Here is a 15122-nt window from a genome sequence, read left to right as displayed (position 1 = left end):
AATCACATGTTGGTGAAAGAAGCTTACGAAGATAGTTTTCGTTTTGAAGAGTCTACTTTGGCTCATTACATCTACCATTTACTTACGGATCAGAAAATATCCTTAGAGGACGATGCATCCATATTAAACTCAGTTCAAGCAGATAACCAGAAAGTAGCGGAATTGATTCGAAAGAATGTATTAGGCATTAAAAAGGTTCGCGTCTATTCCCTGAAGATGAACAAGAAGGACTTTTTCTTCATCTATGCCAGCAGCCCGCAAGAGGCGATCCAATTCTTTGTGGAAACATTTCAGCAAAGCCCATTAAACTGTCACGAATATCCACTAGAATTCGAGTTTGTGAGAGGAAAAGAGTTGGTTAGTTTTCGGGATATGAGGAAGGAGTTCATGAGTTTTCCGGCTATAGCGGGGTGGTTTGAGAGGGTGGGGTGAAGTGTGAGGAGGAAATAAACCTTCATATTCTATTTCGAATAAGTATTCCTTCGGCTACGACCATCGGGATCAAAGTTGGAAAAAAGCGGTTATCCCAACAGGAAGCTGCTTTTTTGTTATAACAATGAAAAAATATCTGGCTTTAATATAGTAGGTAATGCTCAGATAGATGCGACAGAAGTACCTGAATTCGCCATTGCTTAAATTCTACTCTGTCCTGGCTGTCGGTTGTAAACGAGTTAAACCGAGGGGTGATTGGAAAGAATTTCGGGACGTTACCCCATAAAGAATGGGTGAATCTCCTTCCTAAATGGAAATAGCCATTCAGAATCGGCGGTTTTAACATAGTCCTGGATTTCCTTATTAGGCGAGTGCCTGTCACACCCCGTATTTTGTCGAGTAGCCCTCAACGAGATTCGGGTAGTGCCAAGTTTTAATTTTCCTTATTCTGGTAATTGGCTTTATAGTAAAATAGTCTTATGAGTATTTTGATTATTTTGATAGAATGAGGGTGGAGTGCAGTGCTCATTAAGGATGAGACAAAGATTATAGAGGCATTAACAAAAGCAGCACCGGGCATTGAAAAATATCAAAAAATAATGGACCTTGTTCATCAGGTTGATGTATCGAGGGATCAGGAATTCCAAAAGATTTTCAATGGATTCTATCGAGTAAGGCAGCGGACTCCACTATTCTATGAAACATTTTTTTCTTTTATGGAACGGAATAAAGAAAATCCGCCTTCGTTTGAAGACACCATTACATATATATATGAACAACAGGACAGGTTTGAGGCGTCGTTTTCAAGCAAACTGGTTGCAACTTTGAACCCCTCTATGCCGATTTGGGATTCTGTTGTGCTAAAGAACTTCGGATTTAAGCAGCCTGCTTATTATAAGAAAAATAGAATGAAAGAGGCCATCGGTATATACACCGAGTTGATCAACAAATACGATACCATTCTAAAACATGATGAGGGGCAAATGATTATTAAGTTGTTTGACAAGGTCTAGCCCAATAATAGAATAACCGATATAAAAAAGGTTGATTTTGTTTATTGGCAAATTCGGGACTAATCAATATTGATTGCTGTTGGAGCGGTGGTGCCTTTTAATATCTACATTACTTTTTTGGATTGGAGGAGAAATATTATGAGTGAATGGGATTTTCTTTGGGGATTAAGTGGTAAAGAACTTGAAGATGCTATGACATCCGGTATGACAGAAGAAGATTATTTATATTTGGAAGACCGAGAGAGAAAAGTGCGGAAAGAGGAGTGGGAAAAGCTCAAGGCTTTAAGAGATAGTGGACAAATATCAAAAGAGGAATTTAAAAATAGAAAGATTGCATTATTTTCAAAAATAGCACCGTTTAGAGGAAAAGGTGAATAAACATGAATAAAAGTAATATTTTCCTTGAATACAAAGACATCATAGAAAAGGCAACCAGATTTAAACAGGCTAAGAGAGAGAAAACGGTATTCTCAATCGGTGGCAGAGGTCATTATGAAAATCCGATTAGTGATGTGTTAGCGTTCTTTATTGATTCGAGAGAAGAGCATGGATTTGGGACGTTGCTATTATCAAGTATCATAAACCTGTTGAACATCAGCAATGAAATTACAAACCTTGATGCAGAATTTATTGAAGTTGTTGAGCGTGAGGCTATAACTGCAAATGGGAACAGAATAGACCTTGTGATTGCCGGCAGCGACTGGGTATTAGTGATAGAAAACAAAATCTATCATTATTTGAACAATCCTTTGAATGATTATGAGTCTTACATAAATACAAGGTATCCAGATAAAACACCTTATTATGCCATATTATCCATTAATGAAATTTACGGAGTCCCAGCTCCGTGGAAGAATATTTTATATCATGATTTGATTTTTGAAGTTAAAAAGAATGCAGGACCATATATGTTTAATTCAACTAACGGTAAATGGTTATTTTTCTTACATGATTTTTTATTAAATTTAGAAGAAGTGATAGGTGAATACAAAGTGGATCAAAAAATGATAGATTTTGTTCAGGAAAACTACAGTAAAATATTGAATCTAATTGAGGTTAGAGATAATTATATAACTTCAATTAAAAAGCAGTTTACTGCCGTTATCAATGAGGTTTCAGTAACAGAAGTAATAGAGAAGATTCATAATTGGTCTCCAAGAGTTGCGATTAGATTCTATTGTCCGGATGTTTGGGGGAAAGAAACCAATTTGGTTTTAGTATTACTGCCAGACGGTAAATTTAAGATCTATTACTATGTCTATGGAATTGAAAAGTCAAAACAAGAGTTTGAAAATACCAAACTCTTATATAGAGGTTATCAGGATTGGAAGGAAGGGAAAGAAACCATTTTATGTTATAAGTCAGAATTAACCTATGATTTGAACGGTGCTAAGGAAGAGTTTAAATTGATTGTTCAGCACCTAAATAACTACTTTAAAAATCTAGAGTAGATTGAGTGCCTGTGTCACTACCCTCAATTTGTCGAATTTTCCTCGACAGGATTCGAGTGGTGCTAGGCACTCTTTTTTCTGATTTATACTAAAAAAGTAGGTAAAAAGGAGGGATTTGTATTAGTTTGTCGAAATATGGGAAGTGAAAAAGTAATTATTTGGGGGTAAAAACGGTGATACCTAACACTTTGTCAGAACTAAACAGAATTAAAGAAGAGTGTAAGACCATGGTAAATAAAAGGGCTTCAGCTTCTGCTGCAGCGGCAGTGGTTCCAGTTCCAGGTGCTGATGTAGGGGCAGATGTGGTTATAATGATGGAACTTCTCCCGGCAATCAATAGAAAATTTGGATTATCCCCTGAGCAACTTGACCAATTAGATTCCGTGATAAAGGGTAAAATTGCAGTTATTATTTCATCTATTGGTAGTGAATTGGTAGGTAAGTATATTACAAAACAAACTATAACTATGTTATTAAAAAAAGTAGGAGCTAAAGTCGCGGTTAAGCAGGTTGCAAAGTATGTCCCTTTTATTGGCCAAGCAGTTTCTGCGGGAATTAGCTTTGGAGCTATGAAATATCTTGGGAATTCGCATATTGATGAGTGCTATGAAGTTTGTAGGCGTGTCATCGAAATGAGGGAAGCTGAATCAGCTACTAAGGCTACAGCTCAAAACAGTGCTTCCAGCGAAATAAAATATGAATTCATTGATTGTTTAAGCTGTGGAACTAAAAATCGAATCCCGTTAGATAGATTTCTATCAGCGAATAAAGAGAGCATTAAATGTGGAAAATGCAAATCCCCTTTAAGGGCTACAGTTAGTATAAATTAGGAAAAGACCTACACTTTAATCAGTGTAGGTTTTTTATAGTTGAGTTAAGTGCCTGTGTCACCTCTCGCATTTCGTCGAATCCTTGGGTGTGACAGGCACTCTTTTTAATAGGTTTTGTGAAATATCTCATTTGTTGTGCGGAGAACTGTACCTATTTTTAACAAAGTTGTTAAAAACAGTAATAGAATTTTTCTATCTGTTATTAGGTTGCAGTCCTTTTCAAGTAGCATTACAATTGATATATCAAATTGGTAATGAATGGTGATCAAATGAGTAATTTTATCGATAATCTAAAAGTCTCCTTACATAAGGGCTTTATTGACCAAGAGTACAATAAAACCGGAATTTATAAGCCGAAGTTATTAGTGAATAATGCAAAAAAAGGCGAAAATGTATTAAATACCTTACTTGATGAATTAGACAGCTGCGACTCATTTATTTTTTCTGTAGCATTTATTACAGAAAGCGGCCTGGCAACCCTCAAATCCCATTTTCTAGACCTTAAGCGTAAAGGGGTAAAGGGTCGTATTTTAACCTCAACCTTTCTCAATTTTAATCAGCCAAAAGTCTTTAAGGAACTGATGAAAATTGAGAATGTCGAAGTTCGGACGACTATCCTAGAAGGGTTCCATTCAAAAGGATACATATTTAATCAAAGAAACCATTATTCTTTAATTGTTGGAAGCTCCAATTTAACTGCCCATGCATTAAAAGTTAATTACGAATGGAATGTTAAGTTGACTTCGCACGAAAATGGGGAAATTGTTAATCATTTTAATAATCAATTTGAAGAAGTTTGGAACGATGCTCTTCCTTTAAATGAAGAATGGATTGAAACGTACGAGAAGAGGTATACACCACTTGTTCAAAGCAAAGCTTTAGACCAGGTGATAGAATTACCGTCTCAATACAGTACCAATTCTATCGAAGAGGCACTGAAAATAAAGCCAAATAAAATGCAAGAAGCGGCATTGCAAGGAATCCAGGCGATTCGTGATGCGGGAGCAAATAAGGGTTTAATCATTTCTGCAACAGGAACTGGTAAAACGTATTTGTCTGCATTTGACGTGAGACGGTTTGTTCCAAAACGGATGCTATTTGTTGTGCATAGAGAGCAAATACTGCAAAAGGCTAAAGAAGATTTTAAAAAGATACTTGGCGGAGTAGATGCGGATTTTGGGATACTGTCGGGTACTAGTAAGCAGACAAATGCGAAATATTTATTTGCCACGATTCAAACAATTTCGAAGGGAGAAACATTAGCCCAGTTTGATTCCAAAGAATTTGACTATATTTTAATTGATGAAGTACATAAAGCTGGTGCTCAATCATATCAGAAGGTTATTGACTATTTCAATCCGGACTTTTTAATCGGAATGACCGCTACACCGGAACGGACAGATGATTTTAATATCTTTGAGCTTTTTGATTATAACATTGCTTATGAAATTCGTTTACAAGAAGCCTTGGAAGAAGATATGCTATGCCCGTTTCATTATTTTGGGGTTACCGACCTTGAATATAATGGTGAGATGATTGATGAAACAGCGGTTTTAGCAAAGCTTGTTACCGAGGAACGCGTTAATCATATTCTTGAAAAAATCCATTACTATGGCTTTTCAGGAGAAAAAGTAAAAGGGTTAATGTTCTGTAGTAGGAAAGAGGAGGCAATGAAATTAGCTGATGCTTTCAATGAGAAAGGACTACGAACAGTAGCCTTAGTCGGGGATCACAATCAGGATGAACGGGAACGTCGGGTAAAGCAACTCGAAGAGGGCTTATTAGATTATATCATTACAGTTGATATTTTTAATGAAGGAATCGACATTCCTAGTGTTAATCAAGTAGTCATGCTAAGACAAACCCAATCTAGTATCATTTTTATACAACAACTTGGCCGGGGACTTCGTAAACATTTAACAAAGGACTTTGTAACAATCATTGATTTTATCGGGAATTATAAAAATAACTATTTAATTCCCATTGCCCTTTCAGGGGACAAATCACAGAACAAGGATAATATCCGTCGTTATATTAAGGATACGAGCTATATTAAAGGTGTTTCTACGATTAATTTTGAGGAAATTGCCAAAAAGCAGATTTTTAAAGCGATAAACAATAGTAATTTGACTGCGTTAAAGGTTTTAAAAGAAGCGTTTGTTGAGTTGAAAAATCGAATTGGTAGAACTCCTTATTTATATGATTTTGTAACGAACCATTCCATTGACCCGGAAGTAATAGTCGATAAGTACACGAACTATTATCAATTTTTAATAAAGCTAAAGGAAGATATACCGTTATTGACGAAGTATCAAAACAGTGCTCTGACAATGCTTTCTACGGAGATCTTAAATGGCAAAAGGAAGCATGAGATTATTTTATTAGACCTTCTTTTAAAACAAGAATCAGTAAAATATGATTATTTTATAGAGAATTTAATTCATTTTAATTGTCCTATTGATGAGGAGATTCTTTCTTCAGTTTTGCGCGTCTTTAATTTGGAATTTTTCACACAAGGTTATAAAGAGAAGTTTGGTAATCAGCCAATTATTATTTTAAAAGACGATGGTACCTTTACATTTAATGATATGGTTCGAGCCAGTTTATTGGATAATACGTATTTTAACTTTTTAGTAACAGATGTTATAAAAAGCGCCAAGGAAAAATCTAAGCTATACGAATCTGAGGAACTTCTTACCCTTTATCAGAAATATTCAAGAAAAGATGCATGTAAACTTTTGAATTGGACTAACGATGAAAGTTCTACCGTTTATGGGTATAAAACAAAACACGGCACCTGTCCGATCTTTGTGACTTATCACAAAAATGAAGACGTTGAATCTAGTATAGATTATGCGGAAGAATTCCTAAGCCCTGAGGTCCTTAAGTGGTCAACTAGGAGCAACAGAACGTTAGAATCCCGAGAAGTGAAAACAATCATTGCATCAAAAGAAAAAGGGATTGACCTTCATATTTTTGTAAAGAAAGATAATGATGAAGGAACTGATTTTTATTATTTAGGAAAAGCAACCCCGGATAAAAATAATATCGAACAGGCCATCATGGAAGATGGTAAGGGCAAAAAGCTGCCAGTTGTTCATATGAACTTGGTAATGGAAAATCCTTTAGAAAATAAGCTTTATAATTACATCGTCAATGGTACGGATGATTAGTGTATAGTCTTCTCATTTTGAGAAGACTATTTTTCTTGGATTAATTGCTCAACTGCTGGTACATCCGCAGGTGCCCACTTGAGCGAATCTAAGTTTTCCCGTTTTAACCAGATTAACTTTGAATGCTCAGTTGGCGTCGGTGTTCCCTCAACTACTCTACATTTAATTGAGATCAAATTAATAATAAATGTGTCGTATTCATGGGTGATGTCATTAAAGACTTCATTAAAGGTCTCAATCTTACAGTCCAACTCTTCATCAATTTCTCTTTTTAGGGCTGAATAAATATCCTCATTTGCTTCCACTTTTCCACCAGGAAACTCCCACTTATTTGGAATCGACATTTCTGGAGATCTAAGAGCACACAGAATTTCTTGGTGTTCGTTTTCGATAATGGCTGCAACAACTTTTACAAGCTTTTTCAAGATAATCCTCCTCAAACATTTCACTAGCCATTATGATACCACTTTTAAGGGTTAGATGCTGCAAGGGGTGTTTTTTTGTTTTATAAAAAAGTTTACACATTTATCCTGTTTTCTCAACTATCTCCATTACGCTATCAATCCCAATCTGGTTGATCATGATTAAATATCTTGGGCTATTTCTATCATCCGTCCTGAATTTCCAATTAAATCATTGTTCGTTGGTCTTTCCTTTTGACTTCCAAAAAAATATTTCCCACCCTGTCCTTTTCCCTCCAAAAACCATAAATAAAGGGTGAAAGGAGGTGAGGGACAATGGCACAAGCATTATTAGAAGGTTCAAAGCTTCGACTGGCATTCCAGGTGGACTTGGACGAACAGGGAAATCCTGTTCTAAAAACCAAAACATTCAGCAACATCAAAATGGAATCTACTGTTGACCAGTTATTCCAAGTTGCAACAGCCATTTCTGCTTTATGCAATGACCCGCTAAACAAGGTAGAACGAAGCGACAGTACTGAACTTACTGCGTAACGGAAGCTAAGGGGGGATTCTCGTGATTCAAATGATGCACGGGCACGGTTCGGGTAATCTAAAAAAGCTATTTATGCTATGAATCAACGAAGCTTCAAACCTAGCAAGCAGGAGGATTGGAAAAAAAATGAAGCAAAAGAACCGTCCCCATGTCTCAAAGAAAGGAGGTGAATAAGAATGGCAAAAACATTGGAATTAATGTTTGGTACGGAGTTTGGAAAGACCGCCCGCATTGCTCTGGACAACCCTAAGGAACCGGTTGATGAGGCCGCAGTCAAACAAGCGATGGAACAGATCATTGCTGCAGATGTATTTACATCGGCCAGCGGCAGATATGTTGCGTCAAAAGGCGCAAGAGTCATCGACCGCAACGTAGTTGAGTATGAAATTGTTTAATAGGTTATTAGGTATCGGATTTGCAGGGGAATTTGGTCAAATCGATATGTTCTAAGGGAGAGGCCGGATTCTTTTACGAAACCGGCCTCTTTTAAAATAAATTCGGAAAGGAGAGAATTTGCCGTGGAACAAATCATCTCATTTATCAATGAGGTCGGCTTCCCGATCGTTGTGACCCTATATCTTCTATATCGAATAGAATCCAAGCTTGATTTAGTCGTCCAGTCGATACAGAGCCTACCTGAGCGAATGAAGGGGTGATCATCATACCGCCCTTTGGTAATCCCAACATGACTAAAGCCAACTACCTTTTCTACGGGGCAGTTGGCTTTCATCTAAAAAAATGAGTATCCCCCTGTCCGCCCCAAAACTTTTCTAGCCCAATGGATAAAAATGACACACGAGAACCGTCCCCGTGCATCAATTCTTATTGTATTTGTTCGAAATTCAAAAAAACGCATCCATATTTGTATTTTGAAGCGAAAATGTGTGGGTTAGGGGTTCTTTTTTGTGTTGAAAGTGAATTAGAGGAGTTCGATGAAATAAGGGATTCCCGTTATGGTAGAGGTACCCGGGAATACATTGGCAAAGCGCGCTTTCCTGAAAGGAACGTCCGTTGGAAAGCTTTGAACAGATTGCAGAACAATATAAACCAATGATTCATAAAATCATCAACTCCCTTCATCTATACAAAGACAAGGAAGAATTTTATCAGCATGGCCTGATTGCCCTTTGGGAGGTTTGCCAGCGATTTAATCCCGAAAAGGGGGATTTCACTAACTATGCTTATACGTTTATCAGAGGCCGCCTGCTCGTGGAACTGAGAAAAATAGCGCTAGCTAAGGAAAGATGTGTTTCTCTGGAGGAGGAATTCTGGAGGATAGCTGGTGATTTCCAAACAGACAGAACCTTGGAAAGAGAAATCCTGTTATCCTATTGCGAAACGCTTACCACAAATCAGCAGAAATGGCTTTTGTACACCTACTGGGATGACCTTACCGTTAAAAAAATCGCCGAACTGGAAAAAGTTACAGTATCGGCAGTAAAACAATGGCGTACAGGAGCGCGGGAGAAAATAAAAGTGGCAATCATGAATTGATTTGATGAAACGTTACGCTTAAGCGTACCACCTAAAAAGTGCCGTTATGTTAATTTTTCTTTATAGTACTTTGAATTGGTGGGCGGCAATCTATGGCTAAAAAAGTATATGTAAAAATCCATAAATTGCTTGATACGTATAAAATTTCAATGAGAGAATTATCCCTTCTATCTGATGTACGCCATGCAGCTATAAGCGAATTGGCTAATCAAAAAAGGAAGCGAATTGAATTTAGCCATATTGAAAAGATTGCAGAAGCACTTGATGTAAAAGATATTCGTCAGATTATTGACTTGGTAGACACCGATGAAGAAGAAGAATGATACTTGCCTTTCTCATACCTATAAGAAGAACTCGTTAATAATTCGCCATAAAACGCTAAAATTCGACACAAAATGTTACGATTTGTTCTGTAAAAACAGACCAATTATGTAATATTTTGTGTTATTTTTTATGTGTAATTATTTTTTAAAAATAATAAATATTCTCCAAGATATCCTACTAACTATGAAAATTCTTACCCAACCAACCTCTTTGTCAGTCAGATGCTTTCTAGTTTTTCTTAGCGTTTTTCAAACCTATAATGTCAAGTCACTGCTCTTTTAAAATTATATATTTTTGCAACCGCTTCATTCAATTGTATGCAGGAAAGGAGTTGAGGAAAATGTGAAAAGGGCAAAAAAACAACCAAGAGCAAGTGTCCCGGAAAGACGATACTCTTGGTCCCATTAGTTTTAAAAAAACTAACTTATGGATAGTATATCTTTTTTCGGAAAAAATTCAACCAACTAACATTTGAGGGGCGAGTATGTTGGACATTGAAAAATTCTATATTATCAACCAGCAATTTATGAATATGGCGGGACACTATGACCGAAATGGCAAGCCTTGTTCACTCGTACGTGAACTGGACCGAACGATCATTGTCGACAAGTCTCCATTGGAAATTCTTGCAGACAGCATTCGCTGTATCGGTTTTGATTTAAAAGGGGCAATTGCCACTGCCAAATGGATTCTTGGTGACATCTCAATGTGTCCCATCATGGTCAATCCGATTCACAATATATGTGTGTTTGCCACCAAATCGGCTAAACATGAGGACGCCATGTGGTTTAATCCCGAGTATATTGTCAGGACCAATGGCTTTTATCTAAAAACTAAAGTCACTTTACGGAACGGTCTCATCATCACTGTTCCTTGCCGGCTAACATCCTTTAATACGAAGCTGCAAAATGCCGACCAATTAAAGAAGATTACAGGGGAACTCGGCAGCAACCCACTCTCTTTCGTCCTCCATCCAAGGAGGGAGCAATTGCTAAAGAGCCAGAAGAGATCCCGCAAGAAGATAAAAAAATAGGTGTCTTTTGTTCAAATAACATAATCGCGGTGTTTATGGTATATCTGAAAGGAGTTCACACATGAATCCATCTGAACCATTGATTGAAACACACGAACTTTTCCGTTTATATTTAAACAGGAATTTGTATGTGGATATAGAAATATTTAAAGTTCCAGAGGGATACAAATGTTTTACAACCAATAACTTTCGGGGATATGATGATTTAGAGGGCTACGGCGTACATAAGGTTAGAGACGAATCCTTCCGTTTGGCAATGGGGGATTTGGCCAAATTGATGCGGGACAGAAAAGCTAAAAATAGGTAAGTCCGCGAATTTAATATACTCCTGGCGTAGGAAGACCAAGCAAGATAAGCTGCTTGGTCTTTTTATCTTTCTTAGATACAGAGACAGTTTGGTTTTGAACATAAAAAACCATCCCCAAAACTGAACCGTATATTTATTTTGGGAAAGGGAATTCTATTTTCTTCGAAGAAGTGTATTTGGCATTAAGAAATGTCGTCAATGGCGGTATATTTTTTGAATGAAAAATTAGGCTGAATATACAGGTAATGCATAAAATCTTGTATATTCAGCCTTTATTTAATACATATGCTTATTCCATTAACGCACCCATTAGTTTAAGTGAAACCTTTCACAATTATTATATAACAACTTAAAAATAAACCAGTAATCTCTCTTCCAATTCTGTATTCCCAAATTTGATACTATGTTAATGGCTACAACAACGGAAAAAGGAGACGGGCACCCTGCTGCATTAACCTCTGTAAAGGAGAGCGCTGACATATATCCTCCATTTGTAAAGAGACAGAATCATGTAGGTCCCGCTCAAATTGTTCTGTAAGGTCTTTTGCTACGTCTTTACTGTAAAAAAATTCACAAACTTCGTAATTTAAGCGAAAACTTCTCATATCATAGTTTGCTGCTCCTACTTCCGCTACTTCCCCATCGATAACCATCGACTTCGCGTGCAGCATGCCTTTGTTATATAGGTAGATATGAACCCCTGCTTCCAACAACTCTCCGTAATAAGTAAAACTTGCATGTTCTACGATTTTTTGATCCCCTTGACGAGGAACCAGCAGTCTTACACGTACTCCACGTTCAACTGCTGTCTTAAGTCCCATAATAATATCTTGATCTGGTACAAAGTAGGGTGTGGTGATATCAACAGTCTTTGTGGCTTGTGTTATCCCGATAAAGTAAGCCTGCCTAATAACTGGCGTAGGAATACCAGGATTGCCTTCCACTGTCTGTACATAGGCTTGGTGCATCCCATTGGTCGGAACTTCATTCGCGTTTGTTTCTTCAATAGTCCCCAACTCGGTGCTCCATTCTGTCAACATGGTAAATGGGTTTGATAAGCCGGTTGTAGGAGTGATGGGGGAACCATCTTTTGCAGTTTTTGTTTTCATTCTAGATTTTGTATTTATTTGTTCTGGTGAAGCAATATTCCAATGGTCTTCGAAGATCATTTTCAAATCAGATGAAGCCTCACCCACTACTCTTACATGAGTGTCACGCCAGTGTCCTACATTTGGCTTTAATCCGGTATATTCATCCCCAATATTAATCCCACCGGTAAAAGCTTCCCTACCGTCGATTAGAACAATCTTACAATGATCCCGGTTATTCAAAGTTGAAAAAATCCAAGGGGGACGTAAAGGAAAAATAGTCCGACATTCTATTCCTGCATCCATCATCCGAAAAATCTGAGTTTTAGATAATTTTCTGCTCCCCCAACCGTCTCTTATAAAACGGATATTCACACCGTCCAATGACCGTTCAATCAGTAAGTCCGTAATACGCCTTCCAATTTGGTCGTCTTTATATATGTAATATTCCAGGTCAATCGTTTTTTTGGCGTTCTGTATAGATTCCATTAGTAGATCATAGGTTTTAATCCCATTTATGAGCACCTGTACATGACCAGTCCTCAATCCATCCACGGTCAAATGTTTCAATGCTTGTGCGATCACCTGAGCTGAACCGCCAAGGGAATCAGGCAGCGTGTCTGATTCGTTAGAAGTAGAAGTCGGCTTTTTACGGCGTTTCATACGTATGGGATTTGATGTAATTAAATAAAGCCCAAATCCAATTACAGGGAATATAAAACTAATGGTTATCCAATTTAAAGCCACTGCTGGTCGCCGTACCTCTCGAATCGCCATAATTATCATAAAAACAGTATTTAATAAATAAAGTCCAAAAATCCATCCCAAAATAAGCACCCTCTTTTACCTTTTAAAATGTGCAAATAGTAACAAGTTTATAACATATAACCCTGGGATTAACGAAAACAATTGGTACCCATGTTTTTCTCTTTTTTGATATTGAAGGGTTTCCAAATACCTCAATAAAAGTAACGTGTGGTCCTTTGTTTTATTGAAAACTTGGCTTGACATTAATGGTTGGAATTATTAAAAACAATGATATAAGCACAAGAAACGGGATATAAACGCATATTCTTAATAGCAAAAAGAAATGAGGACTGTTTTTATGAATTCAGAAGTACAGGTTATGCCACAACAAATAGATATAACAAATACAGATGAACGAATTATAAGGAGACCAATTTTCATTAGACCGCCTTTTCTAAAACCTTTTTTTTGGAGACCTCCTATTTTCTGGAGACCTCCATTTTTTTGAAGACCCTATCTTAGAAACCCCTTTCTAGCAGGATTACTGGATGGAGTATTGGGCGGTCTATTGGTTTATATGGTCCTTATAGATATGTTTACTGGTATCCATATCCATATTATCCGCCATACCTTATTTATTAATTTCTTATAAGTCATCCTTTGGGTGCTTTTTGGTGCTAATCAATATTGTGTTAATTTCCTAGTAATATTTAGCGTACAATTTTATTAAGATATAAAATAAAATTTGCCCATTTTCTTTAACCATCCTTTTTTAGGATGGTTTTGCATTTTGTTAAAATTGGTAAATTACCCAATACATATTGGAGCAAGGCTTTAAACTCTTCCACCTATTGATTGGTTTTCTATGCCGCCGATTGGAATGTACATTCTTGCTTAATCTTTTTACATAAGCTAATAATAATTTCCACATACTACTTTCGAAATTCAAAATCATACGAAAGAATGATTAACCAATGACAGTTGGAAAACAAGTTCAACAAGCACTAGCAGGTTTAAAAAGTGCACAAGCGAGCTTTGAAGGCTTCGCTTTAGCAACCGATAACCAAAATGCCAAGCAGCTTTATCAACAGGCAGCACAACAAACACAACAGGTTCTTGATAGTCTTGAACCACGTCTTCAAGAAATTCAAAGTGAAGAACCTCAGTACAAACAGCAATAAATTGTAAGCGTTTTTCTTAAATATGATTAATCAACCCAGATTCATTTTCTGAAGATTATAATATGATATTATATGAAAAATCAGGTCCATTTTCCTTAACCATCCATAATAGGATGGTTTTGTTTTTAAATAAACCATTCTTTGTTTCATCAGTGGTTTTACAATAGCACATCCGAAAAAAATGAAATTATATTGCAATAGAGCGATATAGAAGATTATTTCTTCTTTAACTAAATGCTTCGTTAGCTTAAGTACAATATTTCACAATCTTGTTTTCTTGTATAAAACTATTACTAAAGGTTTATTTTGTGTAAATATTCCGAACATGAAAAAAGCTTACTCAAAGAGTAAGCTTAACCGCTATAAACACTATCACATGTTCCAGGTTTTGGTTCATAAAAACAATGTTCTTTAAATTGACCAGTATGAGGTTGACCGTACCATGTTGGAGGACATGGACCATGTGGATTAAAATACCATAGTGCAAATTTCGCTGGGTAATCTCTCCAATAATTCAAATTTTGTTTTGCTAATCTTTTTTCAGATGTTCTTGCTCTTTGATAAAAAACATTTCCTTTTTGAACTGCTTCAAAAGAATAATTTCCACCTTGTACTTGAAATATTACATCATGAATAGTTCTTACATCTTTGAAGTCTAAACAGGTTGCTACACACCGATTTACTATTACATTTCCAACATATAACATTCCTTGCTTTCCTTCACCTTCAGCCTCTGCTCTCATCATCCTTGCCATTTCGTCCACTTCATAACTTCGATAATTTACTCTTGGCATTTTATCACCCCAAAAATATAGTTATGAAAAAAAGCCTACATTCATGTTTTTTTATACCTTTATTCAACTATACTGCCCCGTTAGTCCAATAAAAAAAAGCCACCAATATGGTAGCTCCGATCTTTAACTCTTGCACCCGTTAGTTGAAGTGAACCGATTCACAATCTCAACTGGGAATTTACCTTAAAAACTGAATTAACTTAATAAATATAAAAGAACTCCCTTTTTGGGAGTCTTAAGGCATTTATTTCCCCTTTAGTTAAAGCCTATTATTCTCGGCTCGTCGCATCGTCGTTTG

General features: G+C 36.6%; 17 protein-coding genes. 14 read left to right on the top strand and 3 right to left on the bottom strand.

The annotated features are described in order from the left end of the window. The 6 genes from KHB02_RS27940 to KHB02_RS27915 form a co-directional block, all read left to right on the top strand. Window positions 1-432 (top strand): hypothetical protein (locus KHB02_RS27940; protein WP_241114151.1); only part of this gene is annotated, 432 nt, incomplete at its 5' end. A gap of 521 nt (window positions 433-953) precedes the next feature. Continuing rightward, window positions 954-1445 carry a hypothetical protein gene (locus KHB02_RS27935; RefSeq protein ID WP_213146158.1) on the top strand — a complete coding sequence of 164 codons (492 nt, stop codon included), beginning with the start codon at window positions 954-956 and terminating at the stop codon, window positions 1443-1445. Between the two features lie 138 nt (window positions 1446-1583). Further along, complete coding sequence (locus KHB02_RS27930) at window positions 1584-1823, top strand: hypothetical protein (RefSeq protein ID WP_213146159.1); 240 nt, start codon at window positions 1584-1586, stop codon at window positions 1821-1823. 2 nt (window positions 1824-1825) lie between these two features. Next, complete coding sequence (locus KHB02_RS27925) at window positions 1826-2896, top strand: PD-(D/E)XK nuclease family protein (RefSeq protein WP_213146160.1); 1071 nt, start codon at window positions 1826-1828, stop codon at window positions 2894-2896. Between the two features lie 173 nt (window positions 2897-3069). Next, window positions 3070-3726 carry a hypothetical protein gene (locus KHB02_RS27920; RefSeq protein ID WP_241114150.1) on the top strand — a complete coding sequence of 219 codons (657 nt, stop codon included), beginning with the start codon at window positions 3070-3072 and terminating at the stop codon, window positions 3724-3726. Between the two features lie 269 nt (window positions 3727-3995). Further along, entirely contained in the window at window positions 3996-6899 is a 2904-nt protein-coding gene (locus tag KHB02_RS27915; RefSeq protein ID WP_213146161.1) for a DEAD/DEAH box helicase, read from the top strand. A gap of 26 nt (window positions 6900-6925) precedes the next feature. On the opposite strand, the gene KHB02_RS27910 is transcribed toward KHB02_RS27915, so the two are convergent. Beyond that, window positions 6926-7324, bottom strand: coding sequence for a (deoxy)nucleoside triphosphate pyrophosphohydrolase (locus KHB02_RS27910; RefSeq protein ID WP_213146162.1), 399 nt, complete (start codon window positions 7322-7324; stop codon window positions 6926-6928). A 312-nt stretch (window positions 7325-7636) separates the two neighbouring features. Between KHB02_RS27910 and KHB02_RS27905 the strand changes: the two genes are divergently transcribed. From KHB02_RS27905 to KHB02_RS27875, 7 genes are all read left to right on the top strand, one after another. Continuing rightward, window positions 7637-7855 carry a DUF1659 domain-containing protein gene (locus KHB02_RS27905; RefSeq protein WP_213146163.1) on the top strand — a complete coding sequence of 73 codons (219 nt, stop codon included), beginning with the start codon at window positions 7637-7639 and terminating at the stop codon, window positions 7853-7855. A gap of 177 nt (window positions 7856-8032) precedes the next feature. After that, window positions 8033-8251 carry a DUF2922 domain-containing protein gene (locus KHB02_RS27900; RefSeq protein ID WP_213146164.1) on the top strand — a complete coding sequence of 73 codons (219 nt, stop codon included), beginning with the start codon at window positions 8033-8035 and terminating at the stop codon, window positions 8249-8251. 123 nt (window positions 8252-8374) lie between these two features. Further along, complete coding sequence (locus KHB02_RS27895) at window positions 8375-8512, top strand: YvrJ family protein (protein ID WP_213117301.1); 138 nt, start codon at window positions 8375-8377, stop codon at window positions 8510-8512. A gap of 355 nt (window positions 8513-8867) precedes the next feature. Beyond that, complete coding sequence (locus KHB02_RS27890) at window positions 8868-9350, top strand: sigma-70 family RNA polymerase sigma factor (protein ID WP_213146165.1); 483 nt, start codon at window positions 8868-8870, stop codon at window positions 9348-9350. Between the two features lie 92 nt (window positions 9351-9442). Next, a complete protein-coding gene (locus KHB02_RS27885; RefSeq protein ID WP_213146166.1) occupies window positions 9443-9673 on the top strand; it encodes a helix-turn-helix domain-containing protein in 231 nt (76 codons plus the stop codon). Between the two features lie 485 nt (window positions 9674-10158). Beyond that, window positions 10159-10707 carry a competence protein ComK gene (locus tag KHB02_RS27880; RefSeq protein WP_213146167.1) on the top strand — a complete coding sequence of 183 codons (549 nt, stop codon included), beginning with the start codon at window positions 10159-10161 and terminating at the stop codon, window positions 10705-10707. 61 nt (window positions 10708-10768) lie between these two features. Further along, on the top strand, window positions 10769-11014 hold the full coding sequence (locus tag KHB02_RS27875) for a hypothetical protein (RefSeq protein WP_213146168.1): 246 nt from the start codon (window positions 10769-10771) through the stop codon (window positions 11012-11014). 413 nt (window positions 11015-11427) lie between these two features. Here KHB02_RS27875 and KHB02_RS27870 read toward each other — a convergent pair whose 3' ends face one another. Next, on the bottom strand, window positions 11428-12930 hold the full coding sequence (locus KHB02_RS27870; RefSeq protein WP_213146169.1) for a phospholipase D-like domain-containing protein: 1503 nt from the start codon (window positions 12928-12930) through the stop codon (window positions 11428-11430). Between the two features lie 893 nt (window positions 12931-13823). On the opposite strand from KHB02_RS27870, the gene KHB02_RS27865 reads away from it, so the two are divergent. Further along, on the top strand, window positions 13824-14030 hold the full coding sequence (locus tag KHB02_RS27865) for a DUF1657 domain-containing protein (protein ID WP_098576330.1): 207 nt from the start codon (window positions 13824-13826) through the stop codon (window positions 14028-14030). A 353-nt stretch (window positions 14031-14383) separates the two neighbouring features. Here the strand turns inward: KHB02_RS27865 and KHB02_RS27860 are convergent, their stop codons facing one another. Beyond that, window positions 14384-14824 carry a cell wall hydrolase gene (locus KHB02_RS27860; RefSeq protein WP_213146170.1) on the bottom strand — a complete coding sequence of 147 codons (441 nt, stop codon included), beginning with the start codon at window positions 14822-14824 and terminating at the stop codon, window positions 14384-14386. Window positions 14825-15122 lie beyond the last annotated feature (298 nt).

Source organism: Neobacillus citreus (assembly GCF_018343545.2).
Lineage (GTDB): Bacteria > Bacillota > Bacilli > Bacillales > Cytobacillaceae > Neobacillus > Neobacillus citreus.
The sequence above is the reverse complement of the archived record's forward strand: the minus strand, read 5'-3'. Positions and strand labels throughout refer to the sequence as shown.

Excerpts from the sequence above, each read along its gene's own strand:
- KHB02_RS27930 (WP_213146159.1), top strand. The coding sequence starts at position 1,584 with ATGAGTGAATGGGATTTTCTTTGGGGATTAAGTGGTAAAGAACTTGAA.
- KHB02_RS27925 (WP_213146160.1), top strand. The coding sequence starts at position 1,826 with ATGAATAAAAGTAATATTTTCCTTGAATACAAAGACATCATAGAAAAG.
- KHB02_RS27915 (WP_213146161.1), top strand. The coding sequence starts at position 3,996 with ATGAGTAATTTTATCGATAATCTAAAAGTCTCCTTACATAAGGGCTTT.
- KHB02_RS27905 (WP_213146163.1), top strand. The coding sequence starts at position 7,637 with ATGGCACAAGCATTATTAGAAGGTTCAAAGCTTCGACTGGCATTCCAG.
- KHB02_RS27900 (WP_213146164.1), top strand. The coding sequence starts at position 8,033 with ATGGCAAAAACATTGGAATTAATGTTTGGTACGGAGTTTGGAAAGACC.
- KHB02_RS27885 (WP_213146166.1), top strand. The coding sequence starts at position 9,443 with ATGGCTAAAAAAGTATATGTAAAAATCCATAAATTGCTTGATACGTAT.
- KHB02_RS27880 (WP_213146167.1), top strand. The coding sequence starts at position 10,159 with ATGTTGGACATTGAAAAATTCTATATTATCAACCAGCAATTTATGAAT.
- KHB02_RS27875 (WP_213146168.1), top strand. The coding sequence starts at position 10,769 with ATGAATCCATCTGAACCATTGATTGAAACACACGAACTTTTCCGTTTA.
- KHB02_RS27865 (WP_098576330.1), top strand. The coding sequence starts at position 13,824 with ATGACAGTTGGAAAACAAGTTCAACAAGCACTAGCAGGTTTAAAAAGT.
- KHB02_RS27860 (WP_213146170.1), bottom strand. The coding sequence starts at position 14,824 with ATGCCAAGAGTAAATTATCGAAGTTATGAAGTGGACGAAATGGCAAGG.